Origin of the sequence: Bacillus sp. 1735sda2, from assembly GCF_024159245.1 — a bacterium.
GTDB classification, from domain to species: domain Bacteria; phylum Bacillota; class Bacilli; order Bacillales; family Bacillaceae; genus Bacillus; species Bacillus pumilus_O.
On record NZ_JAMYWZ010000001.1, the window covers coordinates 1,652,801 to 1,674,429 of the forward strand.

At 40.8% G+C, this 21,629-nt stretch carries 25 protein-coding genes; all 25 read left to right on the forward strand.

The window, feature by feature from the left end:
- The first annotated feature begins 13 nt into the window (after nt 1-13).
- The 25 genes from ftsY (at nt 14) to fliE (ending at nt 21,602) form a co-directional block, all read left to right on the forward strand.
- The gene (gene ftsY, locus NKR21_RS08505; RefSeq protein WP_003211188.1) at nt 14-1,000 is read left to right on the forward strand and encodes a signal recognition particle-docking protein FtsY; all 987 of its coding nucleotides are present in this window, start codon (nt 14-16) and stop codon (nt 998-1,000) included.
- Nucleotides 1,001-1,142: 142 nt separating this feature from the next.
- Entirely contained in the window at nt 1,143-1,475 is a 333-nt protein-coding gene (locus NKR21_RS08510; protein ID WP_012009935.1) for a putative DNA-binding protein, read from the forward strand.
- A gap of 13 nt (nt 1,476-1,488) precedes the next feature.
- Entirely contained in the window at nt 1,489-2,829 is a 1,341-nt protein-coding gene (ffh, locus tag NKR21_RS08515; protein ID WP_041117374.1) for a signal recognition particle protein, read from the forward strand.
- Nucleotides 2,830-2,934: 105 nt separating this feature from the next.
- The gene (rpsP, locus tag NKR21_RS08520; protein ID WP_003212139.1) at nt 2,935-3,207 is read left to right on the forward strand and encodes a 30S ribosomal protein S16; all 273 of its coding nucleotides are present in this window, start codon (nt 2,935-2,937) and stop codon (nt 3,205-3,207) included.
- On the forward strand, nt 3,207-3,452 hold the full coding sequence (locus NKR21_RS08525; RefSeq protein ID WP_012009937.1) for a KH domain-containing protein: 246 nt from the start codon (nt 3,207-3,209) through the stop codon (nt 3,450-3,452). Before rpsP ends, NKR21_RS08525 begins: the two co-directional genes overlap by 1 nt.
- 103 nt (nt 3,453-3,555) lie before the next feature.
- Nucleotides 3,556-3,942: a YlqD family protein gene (locus tag NKR21_RS08530; protein WP_003211186.1), complete on the forward strand. Its 387-nt coding sequence runs from the start codon at nt 3,556-3,558 to the stop codon at nt 3,940-3,942.
- Between the two features lie 8 nt (nt 3,943-3,950).
- Nucleotides 3,951-4,475 (forward strand): ribosome maturation factor RimM, encoded by a 525-nt coding sequence (rimM, locus tag NKR21_RS08535; RefSeq protein ID WP_144456008.1) that lies wholly within the window; start codon nt 3,951-3,953, stop codon nt 4,473-4,475.
- Entirely contained in the window at nt 4,472-5,203 is a 732-nt protein-coding gene (gene trmD, locus NKR21_RS08540; protein WP_144456010.1) for a tRNA (guanosine(37)-N1)-methyltransferase TrmD, read from the forward strand. The genes rimM and trmD overlap by 4 nt, the downstream gene beginning before the upstream one ends.
- Nucleotides 5,204-5,340: 137 nt before the next feature.
- Nucleotides 5,341-5,688, forward strand: a complete 348-nt coding sequence (rplS, locus tag NKR21_RS08545; RefSeq protein ID WP_012009940.1) for a 50S ribosomal protein L19 — start codon at nt 5,341-5,343, stop codon at nt 5,686-5,688.
- Nucleotides 5,689-5,776: 88 nt separating this feature from the next.
- A complete protein-coding gene (gene ylqF / locus NKR21_RS08550; RefSeq protein WP_088001465.1) occupies nt 5,777-6,625 on the forward strand; it encodes a ribosome biogenesis GTPase YlqF in 849 nt (282 codons plus the stop codon).
- A gap of 76 nt (nt 6,626-6,701) precedes the next feature.
- Entirely contained in the window at nt 6,702-7,466 is a 765-nt protein-coding gene (locus NKR21_RS08555; RefSeq protein WP_144456012.1) for a ribonuclease HII, read from the forward strand.
- A 27-nt stretch (nt 7,467-7,493) separates the two neighbouring features.
- Nucleotides 7,494-9,230, forward strand: coding sequence for a glycosyltransferase (locus NKR21_RS08560; protein ID WP_144456014.1), 1,737 nt, complete (start codon nt 7,494-7,496; stop codon nt 9,228-9,230).
- Complete coding sequence (locus NKR21_RS08565) at nt 9,227-9,502, forward strand: FlhB-like flagellar biosynthesis protein (protein ID WP_012009944.1); 276 nt, start codon at nt 9,227-9,229, stop codon at nt 9,500-9,502. The genes NKR21_RS08560 and NKR21_RS08565 overlap by 4 nt, the downstream gene beginning before the upstream one ends.
- Before the next feature lie 176 nt (nt 9,503-9,678).
- Nucleotides 9,679-10,839, forward strand: a complete 1,161-nt coding sequence (sucC, locus tag NKR21_RS08570) for an ADP-forming succinate--CoA ligase subunit beta (protein WP_012009945.1) — start codon at nt 9,679-9,681, stop codon at nt 10,837-10,839.
- A 22-nt stretch (nt 10,840-10,861) separates the two neighbouring features.
- Entirely contained in the window at nt 10,862-11,764 is a 903-nt protein-coding gene (gene sucD / locus NKR21_RS08575) for a succinate--CoA ligase subunit alpha (protein WP_119124843.1), read from the forward strand.
- A 63-nt stretch (nt 11,765-11,827) separates the two neighbouring features.
- A complete protein-coding gene (dprA, locus tag NKR21_RS08580) occupies nt 11,828-12,730 on the forward strand; it encodes a DNA-processing protein DprA (protein WP_119124844.1) in 903 nt (300 codons plus the stop codon).
- A 193-nt stretch (nt 12,731-12,923) separates the two neighbouring features.
- The gene (gene topA, locus NKR21_RS08585; protein WP_058014000.1) at nt 12,924-14,999 is read left to right on the forward strand and encodes a type I DNA topoisomerase; all 2,076 of its coding nucleotides are present in this window, start codon (nt 12,924-12,926) and stop codon (nt 14,997-14,999) included.
- A gap of 70 nt (nt 15,000-15,069) precedes the next feature.
- The gene (gene trmFO / locus NKR21_RS08590; protein ID WP_034662383.1) at nt 15,070-16,374 is read left to right on the forward strand and encodes an FADH(2)-oxidizing methylenetetrahydrofolate--tRNA-(uracil(54)-C(5))-methyltransferase TrmFO; all 1,305 of its coding nucleotides are present in this window, start codon (nt 15,070-15,072) and stop codon (nt 16,372-16,374) included.
- Between the two features lie 62 nt (nt 16,375-16,436).
- The gene (xerC, locus tag NKR21_RS08595) at nt 16,437-17,354 is read left to right on the forward strand and encodes a tyrosine recombinase XerC (RefSeq protein WP_119124846.1); all 918 of its coding nucleotides are present in this window, start codon (nt 16,437-16,439) and stop codon (nt 17,352-17,354) included.
- Between the two features lie 14 nt (nt 17,355-17,368).
- On the forward strand, nt 17,369-17,914 hold the full coding sequence (gene hslV / locus NKR21_RS08600; RefSeq protein ID WP_003211247.1) for an ATP-dependent protease subunit HslV: 546 nt from the start codon (nt 17,369-17,371) through the stop codon (nt 17,912-17,914).
- Between the two features lie 16 nt (nt 17,915-17,930).
- Nucleotides 17,931-19,331 (forward strand): ATP-dependent protease ATPase subunit HslU, encoded by a 1,401-nt coding sequence (gene hslU, locus NKR21_RS08605; protein WP_119124847.1) that lies wholly within the window; start codon nt 17,931-17,933, stop codon nt 19,329-19,331.
- A gap of 34 nt (nt 19,332-19,365) precedes the next feature.
- Nucleotides 19,366-20,145, forward strand: a complete 780-nt coding sequence (gene codY / locus NKR21_RS08610; protein ID WP_012009951.1) for a GTP-sensing pleiotropic transcriptional regulator CodY — start codon at nt 19,366-19,368, stop codon at nt 20,143-20,145.
- Nucleotides 20,146-20,431: 286 nt separating this feature from the next.
- Nucleotides 20,432-20,821, forward strand: coding sequence for a flagellar basal body rod protein FlgB (flgB, locus tag NKR21_RS08615; RefSeq protein WP_012009952.1), 390 nt, complete (start codon nt 20,432-20,434; stop codon nt 20,819-20,821).
- The gene (gene flgC, locus NKR21_RS08620; protein WP_012009953.1) at nt 20,821-21,273 is read left to right on the forward strand and encodes a flagellar basal body rod protein FlgC; all 453 of its coding nucleotides are present in this window, start codon (nt 20,821-20,823) and stop codon (nt 21,271-21,273) included. Before flgB ends, flgC begins: the two co-directional genes overlap by 1 nt.
- 11 nt (nt 21,274-21,284) lie before the next feature.
- Nucleotides 21,285-21,602 carry a flagellar hook-basal body complex protein FliE gene (fliE, locus tag NKR21_RS08625; protein WP_003212183.1) on the forward strand — a complete coding sequence of 106 codons (318 nt, stop codon included), beginning with the start codon at nt 21,285-21,287 and terminating at the stop codon, nt 21,600-21,602.
- Nucleotides 21,603-21,629: the final 27 nt, after the last annotated feature.

The following is a 21,629-nucleotide window of genomic DNA, read 5'->3' on the forward strand; positions in this document are numbered from 1 at the left end:
GTTTTGGAACCAAATGAGCTTTTTTAAGAAATTAAAAGAAAAATTTACACAGCAAACCGATTCAGTATCAGAAAAGTTTAAAGATGGACTTGAAAAAACGAGAAACTCCTTTCAAGGAAGAGTAAACGAACTCATTTCACGCTACCGTAAAGTGGATGAAGACTTTTTTGAAGAATTAGAAGAAGTTCTGATTGGAGCAGATGTTGGTTTCACAACGGTGATGGAACTGATTGATGAGCTGAAGAAAGAAGTAAAACTAAGAAACATTCAAGACCCAAGTGAAGTACAATCGGTCATCTCTGAAAAACTAGTTGAAATCTACAATAGCGGAGAGGAACAAATCTCTGCGCTGAATATCGAAGATGGGCGATTAAATATCATTTTATTTGTAGGTGTCAATGGCGTTGGGAAAACAACGACGATCGGCAAACTTGCAAATAAGCTGAAAAATGATGGGAAATCTGTCATTTTGGCAGCAGGTGATACATTCCGTGCCGGTGCCATTGAGCAGCTTGAAGTATGGGGGGAGCGTTCAGGCGTGCCTGTTGTCAAACAGACGGCTGGCTCTGACCCAGCAGCGGTCATCTATGATGCTGTTCAATCAGCAAAAGCGAAAAATGCGGATGTCCTTATCTGTGATACAGCAGGAAGACTGCAAAACAAAGTCAACTTGATGAAAGAGCTGGAGAAGGTCAAGAGAGTCATTGAACGCGAGGTTCCAGATGCACCGCATGAAGTGCTACTTGCTCTTGATGCAACAACAGGTCAAAATGCGATGGCACAAGCGAAGGAATTTTCTAAAGCGACGAATGTGACAGGAATTGCTTTAACAAAGCTTGACGGGACTGCAAAAGGCGGGATTGTCCTTGCCATTCGAAATGAGCTAAACATCCCTGTGAAGCTTGTCGGTTTAGGTGAAAAAGTAGACGATTTGCAAGAATTCGATGCAGAATCGTATGTGTATGGATTATTCTCAGACGTAATTGATCAAGAAGACTAACAAAAATGCCGGCAAAATCTGCTGGCATTTTTATTTATACGCCGCTTTATGAAGTGACAAGATAAAAACTTGACACACAGTAGAGAACCGTGTAAACTTAGTTGATGTAAAGGGAATGAACTTAACAAAGGGGAGAGAGCCCATGACGCTTGAAAAAACAACGAGAATGAACTACTTGTTTGACTTCTATCAATCGTTGTTAACCGCAAAGCAAAAGAGCTACATGTCGCTTTACTACCTAGACGATTTTTCCCTCGGTGAAATTGCGGATGAATATGAAGTATCAAGACAGGCTGTTTATGATAATATTAAACGGACTGAAGCGATGCTTGAACAATATGAAGAAAAGCTGCTCTTGTTTAAGAAATTTAAAGAGCGTAAAGAACTTCTCAAAAAAATGAGAGAGCTCGTAGCAGATTCCGCTCAGACGGAAGAAGCAGAAGCTTTAATTGAATCGCTTGAGAAATTAGATTAGGAGGCGGCACAGTATGGCATTTGAAGGATTAGCCGACCGACTGCAGCAGACGATTTCAAAAATCCGCGGCAAAGGAAAAGTGTCAGAACAAGATGTAAAAGAAATGATGCGCGAGGTTCGCCTTGCCCTTCTTGAAGCTGACGTCAATTTTAAAGTAGTCAAAGACTTTGTGAAAAAAGTAAGTGAGCGGGCAGTTGGACAAGAGGTCATGAAAAGCCTTACCCCTGGACAACAGGTCATTAAAGTTGTAAAAGAAGAGCTCACTGAATTAATGGGCGGAGAAGAGAGTAAAATCGCTGTAGCGAAAAAATCTCCGACGGTCATTATGATGGTTGGTCTTCAAGGGGCAGGTAAAACCACCACAACTGGGAAGCTTGCTAATTTACTTCGCAAAAAACATAATCGCAAACCGATGATGGTGGCTGCAGATATTTACAGACCAGCAGCGATCCAGCAGCTTCAAACGCTTGGGAAACAGCTTGATATGCCTGTGTTTTCATTAGGTGATCAAGTCAGTCCTGTCGAGATTGCCAAACAGGCAATCGAAAAAGCGAAAGAAGAACACCATGATTATGTCATTTTAGATACAGCAGGACGTCTTCATATTGATGAAGAATTGATGGATGAACTTCAGAAAGTAAAAGAAGTAGCGAATCCAGAAGAAATTTTCCTTGTTGTTGACTCTATGACAGGTCAAGATGCTGTCAATGTAGCAAAAAGCTTCAATGAACAGCTTGGTTTAACAGGTGTCGTTCTAACGAAACTAGACGGTGATACACGAGGCGGTGCAGCCCTTTCCATTCGAGCTGTCACCAATACGCCGATTAAATTCGCCGCACTAGGTGAAAAGCTTGACGCGATTGAACCATTCCACCCAGAACGGATGGCATCAAGAATTCTTGGCATGGGAGATGTGCTTACACTGATTGAAAAAGCACAGGCAAACGTGGACCAAGATAAAGCGAAAGAGCTTGAACAAAAAATGCGGACCATGAGCTTTACACTCGATGATTTCCTCGAGCAGCTTGGCCAAGTTCGTAACATGGGTCCACTTGATGAATTGATCCAAATGATGCCGGGAGCCGGTAAAATGAAGGGGCTCAAAAACGTCCAAGTAGACGAAAAGCAGCTCAATCACATCGAAGCGATCATTAAATCAATGACGACCGAGGAAAAAGAACAGCCAGAGGTCATCAATGCAAGCCGAAGAAAACGGATTGCAAAAGGAAGCGGAACATCTGTACAGGAAGTCAATCGCCTTTTAAAGCAATTTGACGAAATGAAAAAGATGATGAAGCAAATGACCAACATGTCCAAAGGAAAGAAAAAAGGCTTTAAATTACCATTTATGTAATTGGTTATACATGATAAAACCGTTGTTAAGAAAAAACACTTTACAAACCCTTTTATCATTGTTAATATACTATCTTGTTGAAATATTTTCGGAGGTGCTAGTAAAATGGCAGTAAAAATTCGTTTAAAACGTATGGGATCAAAAAGATCTCCTTTCTATCGTATTGTAGTAGCAGATTCTCGTTCACCACGTGACGGTCGTTTCATCGAAACAGTTGGAACATACAATCCAGTGTTATCACCAGCTGAGGTGAAAATCAACGAAGAATTAGCTCTTAAATGGCTTCAAAATGGTGCGAAACCATCTGATACAGTTCGCAACCTTTTCTCAAGCCAAGGAATTCTTGAAAAATTTCATAATGCGAAAAACAGCAAATAATGAATGAGCTGTCCTTGGAAGAATTGATTGTGTCCATCGTCGAGCCACTTGTTGATTTCCCTGAAGATATTCACGTATCTTCATTAGAAAAAGATGAGCAAGTGATTTACACACTGTCTGTCAATGCTGAAGATACCGGAAAGGTGATCGGAAAGCAGGGACGTACAGCAAAAGCGATACGAACAGTCATGTTTGCAGCAAGTGCAGAGTCTTCTAAGAAAGTTCAACTTGAGATTGCTGACTAAAAAGGGAGAGGGCTTAGGACCTCCCCTTTTTTTACACGTTTAAATCTATTTTTCGTTATACTGTAGAGGACAAATGCCTTCGGATAGGGGGACAAAAAGGAAGATGCAGATCATTCAACATGTCACCGTCATGCAAGTATTAACTGAAAGCAGTAAGGACAAACTGTTAACGACTTTTTTGGAGAAAAAAGAAAGACTAGAGCGTGAATGCAATCAACTATATTTTCAACTGAAAAAACATGAAAAAGAACCACATCAGCAAGAAGCCATCCCTCAATTTCAAAAAGCCATCGATAAACGGCAGGAGAAAATCCAGCAAATTGACTTTCAAGTAGAGCAGCTGCATATTTTGCCGCTTGGAAGTGAAATGAAAGAGACAGAAGTGGATGCGCTGGTTGAAGTGAACATAGGTGATAAATGGGATGACAAAATGCAAGATAATGTCATCGTTGTGAAAGACGGCACCATTGTGGAAATACGTCAGGGGTGATTGAGAACATGGAACAAGAATGGTTGAATGTTGGAAAGATTGTCAATACACACGGAGTACGCGGAGAAGTACGCGTCGTGTCAAAGACAGATTTCCCAGAAGAGCGTTACAAAAAAGGAAGCGTCCTCTATATCTTTAAACAAGGTCAAGGGGAGCCGCTGAAAGTCACTGTTGCATCACATAGGCAGCATAAACAGTTTGATTTGCTCACATTTGAAGAAATTAGCTCATTAAATGACGCAGAGCTATTGAAAGAATCAATCTTAAAAGTAGAAAAAGAACATCTCGGCTCTTTAGATGAAGGAGAGTTTTATTTCCACCAAATCATTGGCTGTGAAGTATACGATGAAGAGAATCAGCTTGTCGGTCAAATCAAAGAGATTTTAACACCAGGGGCAAATGATGTCTGGGTCGTCGGAAGAAAAGGTAAAAAAGATGCCTTAATTCCTTATATTCCATCTGTCGTCAAAAAGATCGATATCTCATCTAAAACCATACACATTGAAGTGATGGAAGGACTCATTGACGAATGAAAATCGACTTCTTAACACTTTTTCCTGAAATGTTCGAAGGTGTGCTCCACTCATCGATCTTGAAAAAGGCACAGGAGAAAGAAGCTGTCTCATTCAATGTTGTCAATTTTAGAGAGTATTCGGATCATAAGCATAAAACAGATGACTATCCGTATGGCGGCGGTGCTGGTATGGTACTGAAAGCTCAGCCCGTATTCGATGCGGTAGAAGATTTGACGAACAAAGCAAGCAAGAAGCCCCGAATTATTCTTGTCTGTCCTCAAGGAGAAAGATATACACAAAAGAAGGCAGAGGAACTTGCAAAAGAAGAACACCTTATGTTCATTTGCGGCCATTATGAAGGCTACGATGAGCGCATCAGGGAGCATCTTGTCACAGATGAAATCTCAATCGGAGATTTCGTTCTCACAGGCGGAGAGCTGCCAGCGATGATGATTGCAGACAGTGTGGTCAGGCTTTTGCCTCATGTGCTTGGAAAAGAAGCGTCTCACATTGAAGATTCATTTAGTACAGGTTTGCTAGAGCATCCTCACTATACAAGGCCAGCCGATTATAAAGGACTAAAAGTGCCGGATGTGCTCCTTTCTGGAAATCATGCCAAAATAGAAGAGTGGCGGCGCAAAGAATCTTTGAAGCGAACTTATACAAGACGGCCAGATTTGATCGATTCTTGCAAAACGTTAACAGAAGAAGAAAAAAGATGGCTTTGGCAGCTTCATAATGACTAGATTGTATTGCACACTGCATATAGGTATGGTATGATACTACTTGTGACTTGGACGGCTTGCCGATTCAAGTTTGAAAACGATGTTCCGCTGCAATGAAGAAAGAGGACATGAGCATCTGTTGGAAGGAGTTGAAAACGATGCAACAATTGATTGAAGAAATCACAAAAGAACAATTACGCACTGATCTTCCTGCGTTCCGTCCTGGTGACACTTTACGTGTACACGTTAAAGTTGTCGAGGGTACTCGTGAGCGTATCCAGATCTTTGAAGGTGTTGTAATTAAGCGTCGTGGTGGTGGAATCAGCGAAACTTTCACAGTTCGTAAGATTTCTTACGGTGTAGGCGTTGAGCGTACATTCCCTGTACACACACCAAAAATCGCTAACATCGAAGTTGTACGTCACGGTAAGGTACGTCGTGCGAAACTTTACTACCTACGTGAACTTCGCGGTAAAGCGGCTCGTATCAAAGAAATCAGACGATAATGATATCAAAAGAAAGAGCTTGTTACCTGTAACAGGCTCTTTTTTTGTACAATGTATAGAGATAATCGATAGAAGAGAAGGTGCACATATGACGATTCAATGGTTTCCAGGCCATATGGCAAAAGCAAGACGTGAAGTCACAGAAAAATTAAAGCTCATCGACATCGTATTTGAATTAACCGATGCTAGAATTCCGATGTCCTCTAGAAACCCAATGATCGAAGAAATCCTTCAGAACAAACCCAAAATCATGCTATTAAACAAAGCGGATAAAGCGGATCCTCGTGTGACAAAGGAGTGGCAGGCGCACTTTGAGCAGCAAGGCGTTCGGTCACTTGCTATTAACTCTGTCGATGGACAAGGGTTAAATCAGATCATCACAACTTCAAAAGAAATCTTAAAAGAAAAATTCGACCGCATGAAAGCCAAAGGTGTCAAACCACGTGCAATTCGGGCGCTGATTATCGGAATTCCCAACGTCGGGAAATCGACCTTAATCAATCGTTTAGCGAAAAAGAACATTGCCAAAACAGGAGACCGTCCTGGTATTACCACCTCACAGCAATGGGTGAAGGTAGGGAAAGAATTAGAACTGCTCGATACACCTGGAATCCTCTGGCCGAAGTTTGAAGATGAGAAAGTAGGGCTCAGGCTAGCAGTAACTGGAGCGATCAAAGATTCTATCATTAACTTACAGGATGTCGCTGTGTATGGACTTCGTTTTCTAGAAGAAAACTATCCAGAGAGATTAAAAAAGCGCTATGACCTAACAGACATCCCTGAAGATACGGCTGAGCTGTTTGATGCAATAGGTACAAAGCGCGGCTGTCTTATGAGCGGTGGATTTATTAATTACGACAAAACCACCGAAATCATTATTCGGGATATTCGAACAGAAAAATTTGGTCCCCTCACTTTTGAGAAGCCTGAAAGCTAAAAGACACGCAGCTCATGCGGGTCTTTATTTTTTGCGGAAAACTGCCGATATAAAGAAGGAGGCTGACAAAAAGCCTATGTACACAGTGAAACAAATAAAAGAATTGATAGAAAAGCATTCGCAAGACGAGTCATACATTCATGAGCTTGTAAAAGATGACAAGAGAAAAAGTGTCCAAAAACTGATAGAGAAGTGGCACAAAGAGAGAGAAAAGCAGCAGCAACTTCATGCAGCATGGCATGAGATGCTGCAATTTGAAAACAATGCGAAGGCGCAGGGATACACATGTATTGCTGGAATAGATGAAGCAGGAAGAGGACCGCTGGCAGGCCCAGTTGTCGCAGCAGCTGTCATATTAAAGGACGATACAGTCCTGCTCGGTTTAAACGACTCAAAACAATTATCTGAGAAAAAAAGATTGGCATATTATGACTTGATTCAGAAAGAAGCACTTGATATCGGAATCGGCATTGTTGATGCGGCTACGATTGATGAAATCAATATTTACGAGGCATCAAGACTGGCGATGGTGAGAGCAGTGGAGCAATTAGCTCATACACCTGATTATCTACTCATAGATGCCATGACGCTCCCGCTTCCTATTCACCAGGAGAATATCATCAAAGGAGACGCAAAAAGTGCATCTATCGCAGCAGGTGCATGTATTGCAAAGGTGACAAGAGATCAGATGATGGAAGAATACGGGCGTCAGTACCCTGAGTATCAATTTGAAAAACATAAAGGGTACGGAACAAAAGAGCATCTGGCTGCCATTCAAACACATGGAGCTGCCCCAATCCATCGATTATCATTTGCGCCGGTGAAATCCGTTATATCATAAATTTATGACCTAAGGAGGCTGCCTGTGATGACAAGAGTTGAGGATATACATACAGCACTGAATAGCCGGCTGAATACGGCAGAAGCTGTGCCATTAAACACCGAAGGAAAGGAAAATGTGCATCGGTTGATTCTCGGTAAAGTACTGAAAATGCTCGGAGATGATACGGCCCTTGTTCAAATAGGCTCAACAAAAATAAAAGCGCAGCTAGCGGCTCAGCTCAAAGCAGACGCATTTTATTGGTTCCAATTTGAACAAGAGGGTGGAGGCAGCCTCAATAAACTAAGGCCAGTCCAGCAATTTGACCAAGATCCTAAGACATTAAAGGATGCAGCTGCTAAATTATTAGAAGGTCTCTCTCTGAAAAACGGACTTGAAAACATCTTAACAGCTACAGCTTTTTTAAAAGAAAAGTCCGTCATCAATGAGGCAGAATTAAAAACGGCAGTGAAATGGATCGAACAGCTTCAAGGAACTGATGTGAAAAAAGGTCTCCAGTCACTCCTATTTGCTTTAAAAAAAGACTTGCCGATTCAGGAAGGAGTACTTCAATCCATTTTAGCCGTGAAATCATCCTCTGCTCTCCATCAGGATATGACAGCGCTGCTAGAACGCTTAACACAGCTCCCGAAGCACTCAGACGCCACACAGGCCCTTACACAAGCCGTTCGATCAGTTATAGGTGCTGAGACAACTGTCCATGCAGAAAAGCTCTTATCGCTCCTTCTAGCAGCGAGAGAAGGGGCGGCGAAGCAAGGAGGAAATCTACCTGTAGTGCCTCAATCTAATCTGTCTCAACCAAAAGAAACTAGTCAGAACCCAGTAGCACAAGAGCGTCAGACGACCCAAGTTATTCAATCTAACGTGCAGCAATCAACAAGTCCAAAAGAGCTGCAAATCCCGCCTCAGCAAATTGAGCGGATACTTACAAGTTTGATGAAACAAGGTGCAGATGGGCAGCAAGAGCCTAACTTAAAACAGCTCACGTCATTGCTGCAAGGGCTTCAGCAGGCAGGATCTCAGCCGGATGCAAAAGCAACTGTGCTCCAAAAAGAATTTCCGTTCCTCTCAAAAACAGAGGCGAAAGCATTGGCTCAGGTGGTACAGCAGACGGAACCCGTATTAAGCAATAAAACCGATGTGCTCGATTTACTCATGACGATGAAAAAGGCAATAGGTGTACGTGATGAAATCGGTATGCTGAAACTGCTCGAAAAAGGCAGTCAGGATGTAAAAAATCAGGAGCTTCACCAATTAAAGCTCGTTTTAAATGATGTGAGGCAGTCTGATTTACCAGAGCCCGTAAAAAAAGAAGTCGATCAATTGTTTCATAGATTGAACGGGCAGTTATTTGTGCAGCAGGAAAATCAAACCATCAGCCAAATGATGGTCTCTTATCCGCTCTTTTCAAAACATAGTGTTCAAGATTTAACCTTTATTCTAAAAGGACATAAGAAAAAAGATGGGTCTATAGATATTTCTCAGTGTCGGCTCATGTTTTACTTAAACATGGAAAACCTCGAGGAAACATTAATCGACTGTACGATTCAGCAAAAGGTTATGTCAATTACAGTTGAAACTGGTCATGAACTTCAAGGAATCATTAATCCGATGATTCCAGCTGTTCGGGAGAATTTAAATGCCTTAGGATATAGCCTTACAGGGATTACAGCAAAGAAGAGACAAGAGCCAGTAGATCCGTCTCACTTTCTAGATGAACACTTTCATAAAATCAGCGAGAAAGGGCTGGACTTACGAGTATGAAGGATTCAAAACCGCTTAGAAGGGCGGTCGCTCTACATTATGATGAAGAAAAACAAAAGGCGCCAAAAGTCGTCGCAACAGGGAGCGGCTATGTGGCAGACAATATTATTGAAGAAGCCAAAAAGTCGGGAGTTCCTATCCAAGAAGACCGTAATTTAGTCGAACTCATGCGCCACTTAACACTGGATGAGGAGATCCCTGAAGCGTTATACGATACTGTAGCAGAAATATTTTCGTTTATCTATAGGTTAGATCAAAAAATGAAAAAATAAGGTAAAATAAGTGATTTGGATGAAAAATTTATATTTTTAATAAAATAAAAGTTTGAATGTTTAGAAGGATTTTACGATTTTACATAGAACCCTAGACATTCTCTTTTTTATTCTTTAAAATGAAAGCGCAGTCTATTTTATATTTTTTGTTTCTACATATGTTGGGAGGATGGGAAATGAATATCCATGAGTACCAAGGAAAAGAAATCCTAAGAAAATATGGGGTTTCAGTTCCAAATGGTAAAGTAGCATTTACACCTGATGAAGCAGTGAAAGCATCAGAAGAGCTAGAAAGCTCTGTATATGTCGTAAAAGCACAGATTCATGCAGGCGGCCGTGGCAAAGCAGGCGGGGTAAAAATTGCAAAAACAAAAGATGAAGTGAAAGGGTTTGCAGAGGAATTGCTCGGCAAAACACTTGTCACACATCAAACTGGTCCTGAGGGACGCGAAATAAAACGCTTACTTATTGAAGAAGGCTGCGATATCCAAAAGGAGTACTACGTAGGACTTGTTTTGGACAGAGCGACATCAAGAATTGTATTGATGGCTTCTGAAGAAGGCGGTACTGAAATTGAAGAAGTAGCAGAAAAAACGCCAGAAAAAATCGTCAAAGTGGTCATCGACCCAGCGATTGGATTGCAAGGCTATCAGGCGAGAGAAGTAGCGTTTAAAATTAATATTCCAACAAAATTAGTTGGCCAAGCTGTTAAGTTTATGACAAGTCTTTACAATGCGTTCATTGAAAAAGATTGTTCAATTGCTGAGATTAATCCACTTGTTGTAACAGGCGATGGAAAAGTCATGGCACTTGATGCGAAATTAAACTTTGATAGCAATGCCTTATATAGACAAAAAGATATATTAGAATACCGTGACCTTGATGAAGAGGATCCAAAAGAAATTGAAGCATCTAAATATGATCTGAGCTACATTTCTCTAGATGGAAATATCGGCTGTATGGTCAATGGTGCAGGTCTTGCGATGTCTACAATGGATATCATCAAGCATTACGGCGGGGACCCTGCAAACTTCCTGGATGTTGGCGGCGGTGCAACAGCTGAAAAAGTAACGGAAGCATTTAAAATCATCTTATCTGATCAAAATGTAAAAGGGATTTTCGTGAACATTTTTGGCGGCATCATGAAATGTGATGTCATTGCAGAAGGTGTCGTTGAAGCGACGAAACAAGTCGGCTTAACATTACCACTCGTTGTACGTCTTGAAGGAACGAACGTTGAATTAGGGAAGAAAATCCTGAGCGATTCAGGCTTAAATATCACTTCTGCTGAGTCTATGGCTGACGGGGCAGAAAAGATTGTATCTTTAGTCAAGTAGAGCAGAAAGGCAGGGAACCTAAATGAGTGTATTTATTAATCAAAATACGAGAGTAATTGTTCAGGGGATTACCGGTTCAACCGCATTGTTCCATACAAAACAAATGATTGAGTACGGAACAAATATTGTTGGCGGTGTCACTCCTGGAAAAGGTGGAACTGAAGTAGAAGGAGTTCCTGTATTTAATACAGTATCTGAAGCCGTTCAAACAACTGGAGCAAATGCTTCTGTTATCTATGTACCAGCACCATTTGCAGCAGATGCCATTTTAGAGGCTGTTGATGCAGAAGTCGATCTAGTCATTTGTATTACAGAACATATTCCAGTACTTGACATGGTCAAAGTGAAACGGTATATGGAAGGGAAAAAGACAAGACTTGTTGGCCCTAACTGCCCAGGCGTCATTACACCTGAAGAATGTAAGATTGGGATCATGCCAGGCTACATTCATAAAAAAGGTCATGTGGGTGTTGTTTCTCGTTCTGGAACGCTTACATATGAAGCGGTACATCAGCTTTCAGAAGCTGGCGTTGGTCAATCAACAGCTGTAGGAATCGGCGGAGACCCTGTCAATGGGACAAACTTTATTGATGTATTAAAAGCATTCAATGAAGACCCTGATACACATGCTGTCATTATGATCGGTGAAATCGGCGGTACGGCTGAAGAAGAAGCAGCTGAATGGGTAAAAGCGAATATGACAAAACCTGTTGTTGGTTTTATTGGCGGTAAAACGGCGCCTCCAGGAAAACGCATGGGACATGCTGGTGCCATTATTTCTGGTGGTAAAGGAACAGCTGATGAAAAAGTAAAAACAATGCGTGAATGTGGAATTGAAGTGGCAGAGACACCATCTGTCATGGGAGAAACATTGATTAAAGTACTAAAAGAGAAGAATCTCTTTGAAGCTTGTAAAACGCATTAATGACACAAGAAGACTTGTTCTTTGACAAGTCTTCTTCTTTCTATCTTAAACAGGAGGAATGGTATGTACAACGTGTCCGAAAGAATGATTTTTCACCGCTTAAAAGGCCTCATCTCACCCTCTTTGTTAACAAAATGGTGGAAAGTCGATCCTGAGCTATATATAAATGAAGAAACACATCATTTCAAACAGGATCGATCATTACAAACAATCGACTTCACCCGCCTAAAACAAGCCGAAGAAAAAGAATTCCCCATTTTTCAACACATCGTTCAAGCCTATTTAAAGCAAAACATTCACATGATTCCCATCACATCACCCATGTATCCCAACACACTAAAACATATTTATGATCCTCCCCCTGTGTTATTCCTAAAAGGAAACATATCGTATTTAAATGAAGAAAAAAGTTTAGGTGTAGTAGGCACACGAGTTCCATCGTCTTATGGAGAAGCATGTGTGAAAAAAATTGTTGGTGAACTTGTAAAGGAAAATTGGATGATTGTCAGTGGCTTAGCAAAAGGCATTGATGGACTTGCACATAAAGAGTGCATAAGAAATAAAGGGAAAACGATTGGTATTATAGCAGGCGGATTTCAGCACTTATACCCAAAGGAACATGTGCAAATGGCTGAATACATGGGCGAGCATCATTTGCTTTTGTCTGAGCATCCACCTTATGTCAAGCCAGAAAAGTGGCATTTTCCTTTGAGGAATCGTTTAATTAGTGCGCTCACAAGTGGAACCATCGTGATTCAGTGCAAAGAAAAGAGCGGTTCACTCATTACTGCCTATCAAGCACTTGAGCAAGGCAAAGAGGTATTTGCCGTTGCAGGATCAATCTTTGATCCTAATTCTACAGGTCCAGCCAGACTTATACAGCAGGGAGCTAAGCTTGTTCATTCAACGAAGGATATTTTAGAGGAATTCTCCTTCCGCAGTGTTCAATATACTGAACTCTCATAAAAATATCGTTTGACAAAAGACATAGGAATATTTAATAATAGTGAGGATTTAAGTTTACACTTTGTTTTTCGTGTTTATAATGATGTTCATCATAAAGAATTTTTAATGATTGCCTGTTAGATAGGTGCAATTAACATAAATATGAATTGTGAAATGTATAAAGAGAGAACACCTCTTAAGGGGGATTTTGAGTATGGCTGATTATTTAGTCATCGTTGAGTCGCCAGCCAAGGCGAAAACGATTGAGCGTTATTTAGGTAAAAAGTATAAAGTAAAGGCTTCAATGGGACACATAAGAGATTTACCGAAAAGTCAGCTTGGTGTTGACACTGAGCATGACTTCGAACCGAGGTATATTACGATTCGCGGGAAAGGCCCCGTATTAAAAGAATTGAAAACAGCTGCGAAAAAAGCAAAGAAAGTCTATCTCGCAGCTGACCCCGATAGAGAGGGAGAAGCGATTGCTTGGCATTTAGCGCATAGCCTTGACCTTGACCTCTCTTCTGACTGCCGCGTTGTCTTTAATGAGATTACAAAAGATGCTATTAAGGATTCCTTTAAGCATCCACGTATGATCAATATGGATTTAGTTGATGCACAGCAGGCAAGACGGATCTTAGATCGTCTCGTTGGGTATAAAATTAGTCCGATTTTATGGAAGAAAGTGAAAAAGGGCTTAAGTGCCGGTCGTGTTCAATCAGTTGCACTCCGCCTGATCATTGATCGCGAGAATGAAATCAATGAATTTAAACCAGAAGAATACTGGACAATTGACGGTACATTCCTAAAAGGAAAAGAAAGCTTCGAAGCGAGCTTCTTTGGCGTTAATGGCAAAAAGCATCCACTGAAAACAAAAGAAGATGTAAAAGAAATCCTTTCTAAACTAAAAGGGAGCAAATTTTCCGTAGAGAAAGTGACGAAAAAAGAGCGTAAACGCAACCCAGCTGTTCCGTTTACAACATCTACTTTACAGCAAGAGGCTGCAAGAAAATTAAACTTCCGTGCGAAAAAGACGATGATGATTGCGCAGCAATTATATGAAGGAATTGATCTTGGTAAAGAAGGTACAGTCGGACTCATTACATACATGAGAACAGACTCAACTCGTATTTCCAATACGGCAATTGAAGAAGTATCTGCTTTCATTGATCAGACGTACGGTAAGAATTTCTTAAATACAACAAAACGAACCGCTAAAAAGAATGAAAATGCACAAGATGCTCACGAAGCCATCAGACCGACATCTACGCTAAGAAAACCAGCAGATGTCAAACATGTCTTAAGCCGAGATCAGCTTCGTTTGTATAAATTGATTTGGGAACGATTCGTGGCAAGCCAAATGGCGCCGGCTGTTCTTGATACAATGAGTGTGGATCTTGATAATAACGGACTTACATTCCGTGCTAACGGAAGCAAAGTGAAATTCCCTGGATTCATGAAGGTATATGTAGAAGGGAAAGACGACCAGCTAGAAGAAAAGGACAAAATGTTGCCTGATCTTAAAGAAGGTGATACGGTTCTTTCTAAAGATATTGAACCTGAACAGCACTTCACGCAGCCGCCTCCGCGCTACACTGAGGCAAGACTTGTCAAAACACTTGAAGAGCTAGGTATAGGCCGTCCGTCTACGTATGCACCAACATTAGATACGATTCAAAAGCGTGGCTATGTCGCACTTGATAATAAACGGTTTATCCCAACAGAGCTTGGGGAAATTGTTCTCAACTTAATCATTGAATTCTTCCCTGAAATCATTAACGTGGAATTCACGGCGAAAATGGAAAAAGAACTTGATAGCGTTGAAGAAGGTACGATTGAATGGGTTCGCATTATCGACAGCTTCTATCAAGACTTTGCAAAACGGGTCGAAAAAGCAGAAGCAGAAATGCAAGAAGTTGAAATTGAGCCTGAATACGCCGGAGTTGACTGTGAAGAGTGTGGACATCCGATGGTGTACAAAATGGGTCGATACGGTAAGTTTATGGCTTGCTCTAACTTTCCTGATTGCCGCAACACAAAACCAATTGTGAAAGACATCGGTGTGAAATGCCCAACATGTCATGAAGGAAACATTGTTGAACGTAAATCTAAGAAGCGCCGCATTTTTTATGGCTGTGATCGTTTCCCGGAGTGCGAATTCGTCTCTTGGGACAAACCGATTGAAAGAAAGTGTCCAAAATGCGAAAATATGCTTGTAGAGAAAAAGCTGAAAAAAGGCATGCAAGTTCAATGTGTGAACTGTGATTATAAAGAGGAACAACAAAAATAGCGGTGGGCAACCTTGTTCACCTGCTTTTTTATGTCATCAAACAGAACTTACGAAATAGGAGAGTTGTACAATGAGTCAATTTGTAAATGTGATCGGAGCAGGTTTAGCTGGAAGTGAAGCGGCATGGCAAATTGCTAAACGCGGAATTAAAGTCAACTTATATGAAATGAGACCTGTCAAACAAACACCAGCTCACCACACAGATAAATTTGCAGAGCTTGTATGCAGTAATTCACTGCGTGCCAACGCTTTGACAAATGCGGTCGGTGTATTAAAGGAAGAAATGCGTCATTTAGATTCAGCGATTATCGCAGCAGCAGATGAAAGCTCAGTGCCTGCTGGCGGAGCGCTTGCAGTAGATCGTCATGAATTTGCAGCAAACGTTACTGATCGAGTCAAAAATCACCCGAATGTGACAGTTTTTCAAGAAGAAGTACAAAGCATTCCAGAAGGCCCAACAATTATTGCAACAGGCCCGCTTACATCTGAAGCACTTTCAAAAGAATTAAAATCGTTAACTGGAGAAGAGTATCTGTACTTTTACGATGCAGCGGCACCTATCCTAGAGAAAGATAGCATTGATATGGATAAGGTGTACTTGAAATCTCGTTATGATAAAGGAGAAGCCGCTTATTTAAACTGTCCAATGACAGAAGAAGAATTCGACCGTTTTTATGAGGCGCTTATTTCTGCTGAAACAGTTCCATTAAAAGAGTTTGAAAAAGAAATCTTCTTTGAAGGTTGTATGCCAATTGAAGTCATGGCGAAAAGAGGAAAGAAAACGATGTTGTTTGGTCCGATGAAGCCAGTAGGACTTGAAGATCCGAAAACAGGAAAAAGACCTTACGCTGTAGTTCAATTAAGACAAGATGATGCAGCAGGTACTTTATATAACATCGTTGGCTTCCAGACACATCTGAAGTGGGGCGACCAAAAGGAAGTATTCCGCTTGATTCCAGGTCTTGAAGAAGCAGAAATTGTTCGTTATGGCGTGATGCACCGCAATACTTTCATTAACTCACCAAGTCTTTTAAAACCAACGTACCAGTTTAAAAATAGAGAAGATCTATTCTTTGCCGGACAAATGACAGGCGTTGAAGGCTATGTCGAGTCCGCAGCGTCCGGACTAGTGGCTGGAATTAACGCCGCTCGTTTTGTCAAAGGAGAAGAGCTTGTGACACTTCCTGAGGAAACAGCGATCGGCAGCATGGCTTATTACATCACATCGACAAACAAGAAAAGCTTCCAGCCAATGAATGCGAATTTTGGTTTGTTGAAAGATCTTGGTGTTCGTATTAAAAACAAACAAGAGCGATATGCAGAGTACGCTAAGCGCGCAATCGAAACTATTCAAACTATTTCGAAATCTCTGTAGTAAAACATTGCACGGAAAGCAAGATATGTGATACCATTTAAAAGCCTTAAAGAGGTGTAAAAATGACGAATAAACAGCGTCTTGTCCACTTATTCATTGAATATCTGCAAATTGAAAAAAACTATTCTGCTTTAACCATCTCAGGATATACAGAAGCGATTGAAGAGTTTGTCAGATTTATGAACGTTCAAGGAATAGACGGTTTTGAAGAGGTATCCTATCAAGATACGAGAATTTATTTAACAGAAGCTTATGAAAAAGGCCTGACAAGAAGAACGATTAGTAAGAAAGTCTCTGCGCTTCGCAGCTTTTATAAATTTCTATTAAGAGAACAGCTTGTGAAAGAAAATCCTTTTTTACTCGTGAGCTTACCAAAGCAGGATAAGCGAATTCCTTCATTTTTGTATGAAGAGGAACTGAAGGAGCTTTTTACAGTTTCTGATGTCAGCACACCGCTTGGGCAAAGAAACCAAGCGATTTTAGAACTTCTTTATGCAACAGGTATGAGGGTCAGTGAGTTATGTTCATTAAAAGAATCTGATCTTGATTTATCGATGGATACAGTGCTAGTTCAAGGGAAAGGCAGCAAGCAGCGGTATGTACCTTTTGGTTCCTATGCACATGAAGCGCTCATCACTTATTTAGAAGATGGCAGGCTCAAGCTGAAAGCGAAGGGGAAAGATCGTGCTGATGCTTATGTATTTTTGAATCAGCGCGGGGCGCCTCTTACAGATAGAGGCGTTCGATACATTCTCACTGAACTAATGAAAAAGGCGTCAGGCACATTACATATCCATCCTCACATGTTAAGGCACACCTTTGCCACACACCTCTTAAATGAGGGAGCGGATTTGAGAAGTGTTCAAGAACTTCTTGGTCATTCGAATTTATCATCAACTCAGGTGTACACGCATGTATCAAAGGATTCTTTAAGGAAGACGTACATGTCTCATCACCCAAGGGCTTTTAAACGATCCTAAAAGGAGGTTTTTTCATGTCATCATTTCATGCAACAACCATCTTTGCCGTTCAACATAAAGGGAAAAGTGCGATGGCTGGAGACGGTCAAGTCACTTTCGGGCAGGCTGTCGTGATGAAACACACGGCAAAAAAAGTGCGCCGTCTTTTCGGAGGCAAGGTGCTTGCCGGTTTTGCAGGTTCAGTAGCAGATGCATTTACACTCTTTGAAAAGTTTGAAACGAAACTTGAAGAATATGGTGGTAACTTAAAGCGGGCAGCCGTAGAACTAGCAAAAGAATGGCGTAGTGACAAGATGCTGAGGCAGCTTGAGGCCATGCTGATCGTTATGAACAAAGACAGTATCCTGCTTGTCTCTGGGACAGGAGAAGTCATCGAACCAGATGACGGTATTTTGGCCATTGGCTCAGGCGGCAATTATGCGCTTAGTGCTGGGAGAGCACTCAAAACACATGCAGGTGATCACCTCACAGCAAGAGATATTGCAAAGGCTGCTCTTGAAACCGCTGGAGAAATCTGTGTCTACACGAATGATCAAATCACTTTAGAAGAGCTTGAATAGAAAGGACATGAGACGTATGGAGAAAAAGCCGTTCACCCCAAGAGAGATAGTTGAAAAGCTTGATCAATACATTATTGGTCAGCTTGATGCGAAAAAAGCAGTGGCGGTGGCTTTAAGAAACCGTTACAGAAGAAGCCTTTTACATGATAAGCTAAAGGATGAAGTCGTTCCGAAAAACATTTTAATGATCGGTCCAACAGGTGTGGGGAAAACAGAGATTGCCCGCAGAATTGCAAAAATTTCTGGTGCGCCTTTCATTAAAGTGGAAGCGACGAAGTTTACTGAAGTTGGTTACGTTGGCCGTGATGTAGAATCAATGGTCAGAGATCTAGTTGAGACAGCGATCAGAATTGTCAAAGAAGACAAGATGAAAGATGTGCAAGAAGAAGCAGAAAAACAAGCAAATAAACGTCTTGTTCATTTACTTGTTCCTGGCAAGAAAAAAAGCCAGTCTGTGAAAAATCCTTTTGAGATGCTGTTTGGTGGATCTGATGAAGATGACCGTGATCGAGATCAATCAAGTGAAGAAGTTGAACTTGAATCGACAAGAAAACGAATCGCTCATCAACTGGCCATGGGCGAACTTGAAGATCATTATGTCACAATTGAAATCGAAGAGCAGCAGCCATCCATGTTTGATATGCTTCAGGGCTCGGGTATGGAGCAAATGGGCATGAACATGCAGGATGCGCTCGGCAATCTCATGCCTAAAAAGAAAAAACGCAGAAAGCTGACCGTTAGAGAAGCGAGAAAGGCGTTAACAGCTGAGGAAGCTTCCAAACTGATTGACATGGATGAAGTTAGTCAAGAAGCTGTCTATAAAGCAGAGCAGCAAGGGATTATTTTTATCGACGAAATCGACAAAATCGCCAAAAGCGGTGGTGCATCATCTGCAGATGTTTCTCGTGAAGGGGTTCAACGTGATATTTTACCGATTGTAGAAGGTTCAACTGTGATGACGAAATATGGGGCAGTGAAAACAGACCATGTGCTTTTTGTAGCAGCAGGGGCATTTCATATGGCAAAACCATCAGATTTGATTCCAGAGCTTCAAGGACGCTTCCCAATTCGTGTAGAATTAGATAAATTAAGTATCGAAGACTTTGTGAAAATCTTAACGGAACCAGATAATGCATTATTAAAGCAATATAAAGCTTTACTTGAAACGGAAGGTATATCTCTTGAATTTTCTGACGATGCTATTCATAAGATTGCCGAAGTGGCTTATCATGTCAATCAGGAGACAGATAACATCGGTGCAAGAAGGCTTCATACCATACTTGAAAAGCTGCTTGAAGAGCTTTCATTTGAGGCGCCTGATATTACACTAGGGACAGTGACCATTACCCCTCAGTATGTAGAAGAGAAGCTAGGAAAGATTGCAAATAACAAAGACTTAAGTCAATTTATACTTTAACAAATGAATAAAGTAATCTAGGAGGATCATTAAAATGGCGTTACTACAAAAAACAAGGATTATTAACTCAATGCTGCAAGATGCAGCGGGGAAACCAGTTAATTTTAAGGAAATGGCAGAAACGTTGAGAGATGTCATTGATTCAAACATTTTCGTATTAAGCAGAAGAGGGAAGCTTCTAGGCTACTCGATCAACCAGCAGATTGAAAATCCGCGTATGAAGAAAATGCTTGAAGACCGTCAGTTCCCTGAAGAATATACAAAGAGTCTATTCAACATCCCTGAAACATCTTCAAACCTTGACATTAACAGTGAGTATACAGCTTTCCCGATTGAGAACCGTGATTTATTTGAATCAGGTTTGACAACGATTGTGCCAATTATCGGAGGAGGAGATCGTTTAGGAACGTTAATTCTGTCTCGTTTGCAAGATACATTTAAAGACGATGATTTAATTCTTGCTGAATACGGAGCAACAGTTGTTGGAATGGAAATCCTTCGTGAGAAAGCAGAGGAAATCGAAGAAGAAGCAAGAAGTAAAGCTGTTGTCCAAATGGCAATTAGTTCTCTATCATATAGTGAGCTTGAAGCCATTGAACACATCTTTGAAGAACTTGATGGCAACGAAGGGCTTCTAGTGGCAAGTAAAATTGCTGACCGTGTAGGAATCACTCGTTCAGTGATCGTGAACGCCTTACGTAAGTTAGAAAGTGCTGGCGTCATCGAATCACGCTCTCTTGGAATGAAGGGAACATATATCAAAGTGTTAAACAACAAATTTTTAATCGAACTTGAAAATTTAAAATCTCATTAAACAAAACCCCTTTTCAGCAGAAATACAAGCTGAAAAGGGGTTTTTTTTATAAAAAAAGAGGATTTGTCCGAAAAATGACACTCTTTTTTCCAAGAAAACCCTTACAATTCTTAGTTCTTTGAATCTAGGTCTTTATACCTATTCGTAAAATAGATATATATTACGAGTTTTTTTTACATATACATCATAGACTTTAATCCTATTATTTCTTACAATGAACATATGGTTTTACAAATCTCGACATGATTAAATGGAATGAAATACATATGATTGGAGGTATATGGTTTTGGATATATTTTCTGGAACGATAAGCAACCTTGAGAATGCCTTGGGCAGAGCGAATGTTAAGCAAAAAGTCATAAGCAATAATATCGCGAATATAGACACACCGAACTACAAGTCGAAAAACGTCGCATTTCATGATATGCTAAACGATGCGTCGATCAAGTTAGATGCTAAAAAAACATACCAAGGTCACATTGATTTTTCTAAAACAGGGTCTAATTATTCAGTTGTTTCGAGCAACCGTACTTCATATCAAGAAAACGGAAATAATGTCGATATTGATCAAGAGATGAGTGAACTCGCTAAAAACCAAATTCAGTATAATGCGTTGGTTGAAAGAATGAGTGGAAAATTCAATTCTCTTAAAACAGTTTTGACAGGAGGTAAGTGATGTCAATTTTTTCAGGCGTTAACGCTTCAGCCTCTGCACTAACAGCACAGAGGCTCAGAATGGACGTTGTATCCTCTAACCTTGCAAATATGGATACAACAAGAGCGAAACAGGTTGATGGCAACTGGGAGCCTTATAGACGTAAGCTCGTCACATTACAGCCGTCAGGTGAATCATTTTCATCTATATTAAATTCAAGCATGAATTCGAGCGGTAAATTAGGAAACGGCGTGAAAGCAACGAAGATTACAGAAGACGAAACTCCATTCAACCTTCAATATGATCCTACAAATCCCGATGCCAATGAAAATGGATATGTTCAAACACCTAATGTTGATCCATTAAAGGAAATGGTTGACCTCATCAGCAGCTCAAGGTCATATGAAGCAAACGTGACCGCACTAAATGCGAATAAAAGCATGTTGATGAAAGCTTTAGAAATAGGAAAGTAAGGTGAAAAGAATTGGTTAACGCAATATCTCCTTTCCAGCTTCAAGCTGCTCAGCAAGCAAGTGAATTGACTAATGCATCGTCTGTTCATGCGGCTGCACCTAAAAGTCAAACGAATTTCTCTGATGTGCTGAAGAATTCCATTGAGGCATTAAATCAATCACAGCTAAAATCAGACCAGTATACAAATGCACTTGCACAAGGAAAAGATGTCAATCTCGATGAAGTCATGATTGCCTCGCAAAAAGCGAGTGTGACACTCACAGCTGCAACGGAGTTTCGAAATAAAGCGGTCGAAGCGTACCAAGAGATTATGAGAATGCAGATGTAGGAGGTGCTGACGGACAAAAAAAGACTG

Excerpts from the sequence above, each read along its gene's own strand:
- sucC (WP_012009945.1), top strand. The coding sequence starts at position 9,679 with ATGAATATCCATGAGTACCAAGGAAAAGAAATCCTAAGAAAATATGGG.
- xerC (WP_119124846.1), top strand. The coding sequence starts at position 16,437 with ATGACGAATAAACAGCGTCTTGTCCACTTATTCATTGAATATCTGCAA.
- NKR21_RS08525 (WP_012009937.1), top strand. The coding sequence starts at position 3,207 with ATGAATGAGCTGTCCTTGGAAGAATTGATTGTGTCCATCGTCGAGCCA.
- NKR21_RS08565 (WP_012009944.1), top strand. The coding sequence starts at position 9,227 with ATGAAGGATTCAAAACCGCTTAGAAGGGCGGTCGCTCTACATTATGAT.
- flgC (WP_012009953.1), top strand. The coding sequence starts at position 20,821 with ATGTCAATTTTTTCAGGCGTTAACGCTTCAGCCTCTGCACTAACAGCA.
- NKR21_RS08555 (WP_144456012.1), top strand. The coding sequence starts at position 6,702 with ATGTACACAGTGAAACAAATAAAAGAATTGATAGAAAAGCATTCGCAA.
- NKR21_RS08530 (WP_003211186.1), top strand. The coding sequence starts at position 3,556 with ATGCAGATCATTCAACATGTCACCGTCATGCAAGTATTAACTGAAAGC.
- ylqF (WP_088001465.1), top strand. The coding sequence starts at position 5,777 with ATGACGATTCAATGGTTTCCAGGCCATATGGCAAAAGCAAGACGTGAA.
- NKR21_RS08560 (WP_144456014.1), top strand. The coding sequence starts at position 7,494 with ATGACAAGAGTTGAGGATATACATACAGCACTGAATAGCCGGCTGAAT.
- NKR21_RS08510 (WP_012009935.1), top strand. The coding sequence starts at position 1,143 with ATGACGCTTGAAAAAACAACGAGAATGAACTACTTGTTTGACTTCTAT.
- rpsP (WP_003212139.1), top strand. The coding sequence starts at position 2,935 with ATGGCAGTAAAAATTCGTTTAAAACGTATGGGATCAAAAAGATCTCCT.
- rplS (WP_012009940.1), top strand. The coding sequence starts at position 5,341 with ATGCAACAATTGATTGAAGAAATCACAAAAGAACAATTACGCACTGAT.
- topA (WP_058014000.1), top strand. The coding sequence starts at position 12,924 with ATGGCTGATTATTTAGTCATCGTTGAGTCGCCAGCCAAGGCGAAAACG.
- trmD (WP_144456010.1), top strand. The coding sequence starts at position 4,472 with ATGAAAATCGACTTCTTAACACTTTTTCCTGAAATGTTCGAAGGTGTG.
- sucD (WP_119124843.1), top strand. The coding sequence starts at position 10,862 with ATGAGTGTATTTATTAATCAAAATACGAGAGTAATTGTTCAGGGGATT.
- hslU (WP_119124847.1), top strand. The coding sequence starts at position 17,931 with ATGGAGAAAAAGCCGTTCACCCCAAGAGAGATAGTTGAAAAGCTTGAT.
- codY (WP_012009951.1), top strand. The coding sequence starts at position 19,366 with ATGGCGTTACTACAAAAAACAAGGATTATTAACTCAATGCTGCAAGAT.
- rimM (WP_144456008.1), top strand. The coding sequence starts at position 3,951 with ATGGAACAAGAATGGTTGAATGTTGGAAAGATTGTCAATACACACGGA.
- hslV (WP_003211247.1), top strand. The coding sequence starts at position 17,369 with ATGTCATCATTTCATGCAACAACCATCTTTGCCGTTCAACATAAAGGG.
- ffh (WP_041117374.1), top strand. The coding sequence starts at position 1,489 with ATGGCATTTGAAGGATTAGCCGACCGACTGCAGCAGACGATTTCAAAA.
- dprA (WP_119124844.1), top strand. The coding sequence starts at position 11,828 with ATGTACAACGTGTCCGAAAGAATGATTTTTCACCGCTTAAAAGGCCTC.
- ftsY (WP_003211188.1), top strand. The coding sequence starts at position 14 with ATGAGCTTTTTTAAGAAATTAAAAGAAAAATTTACACAGCAAACCGAT.
- trmFO (WP_034662383.1), top strand. The coding sequence starts at position 15,070 with ATGAGTCAATTTGTAAATGTGATCGGAGCAGGTTTAGCTGGAAGTGAA.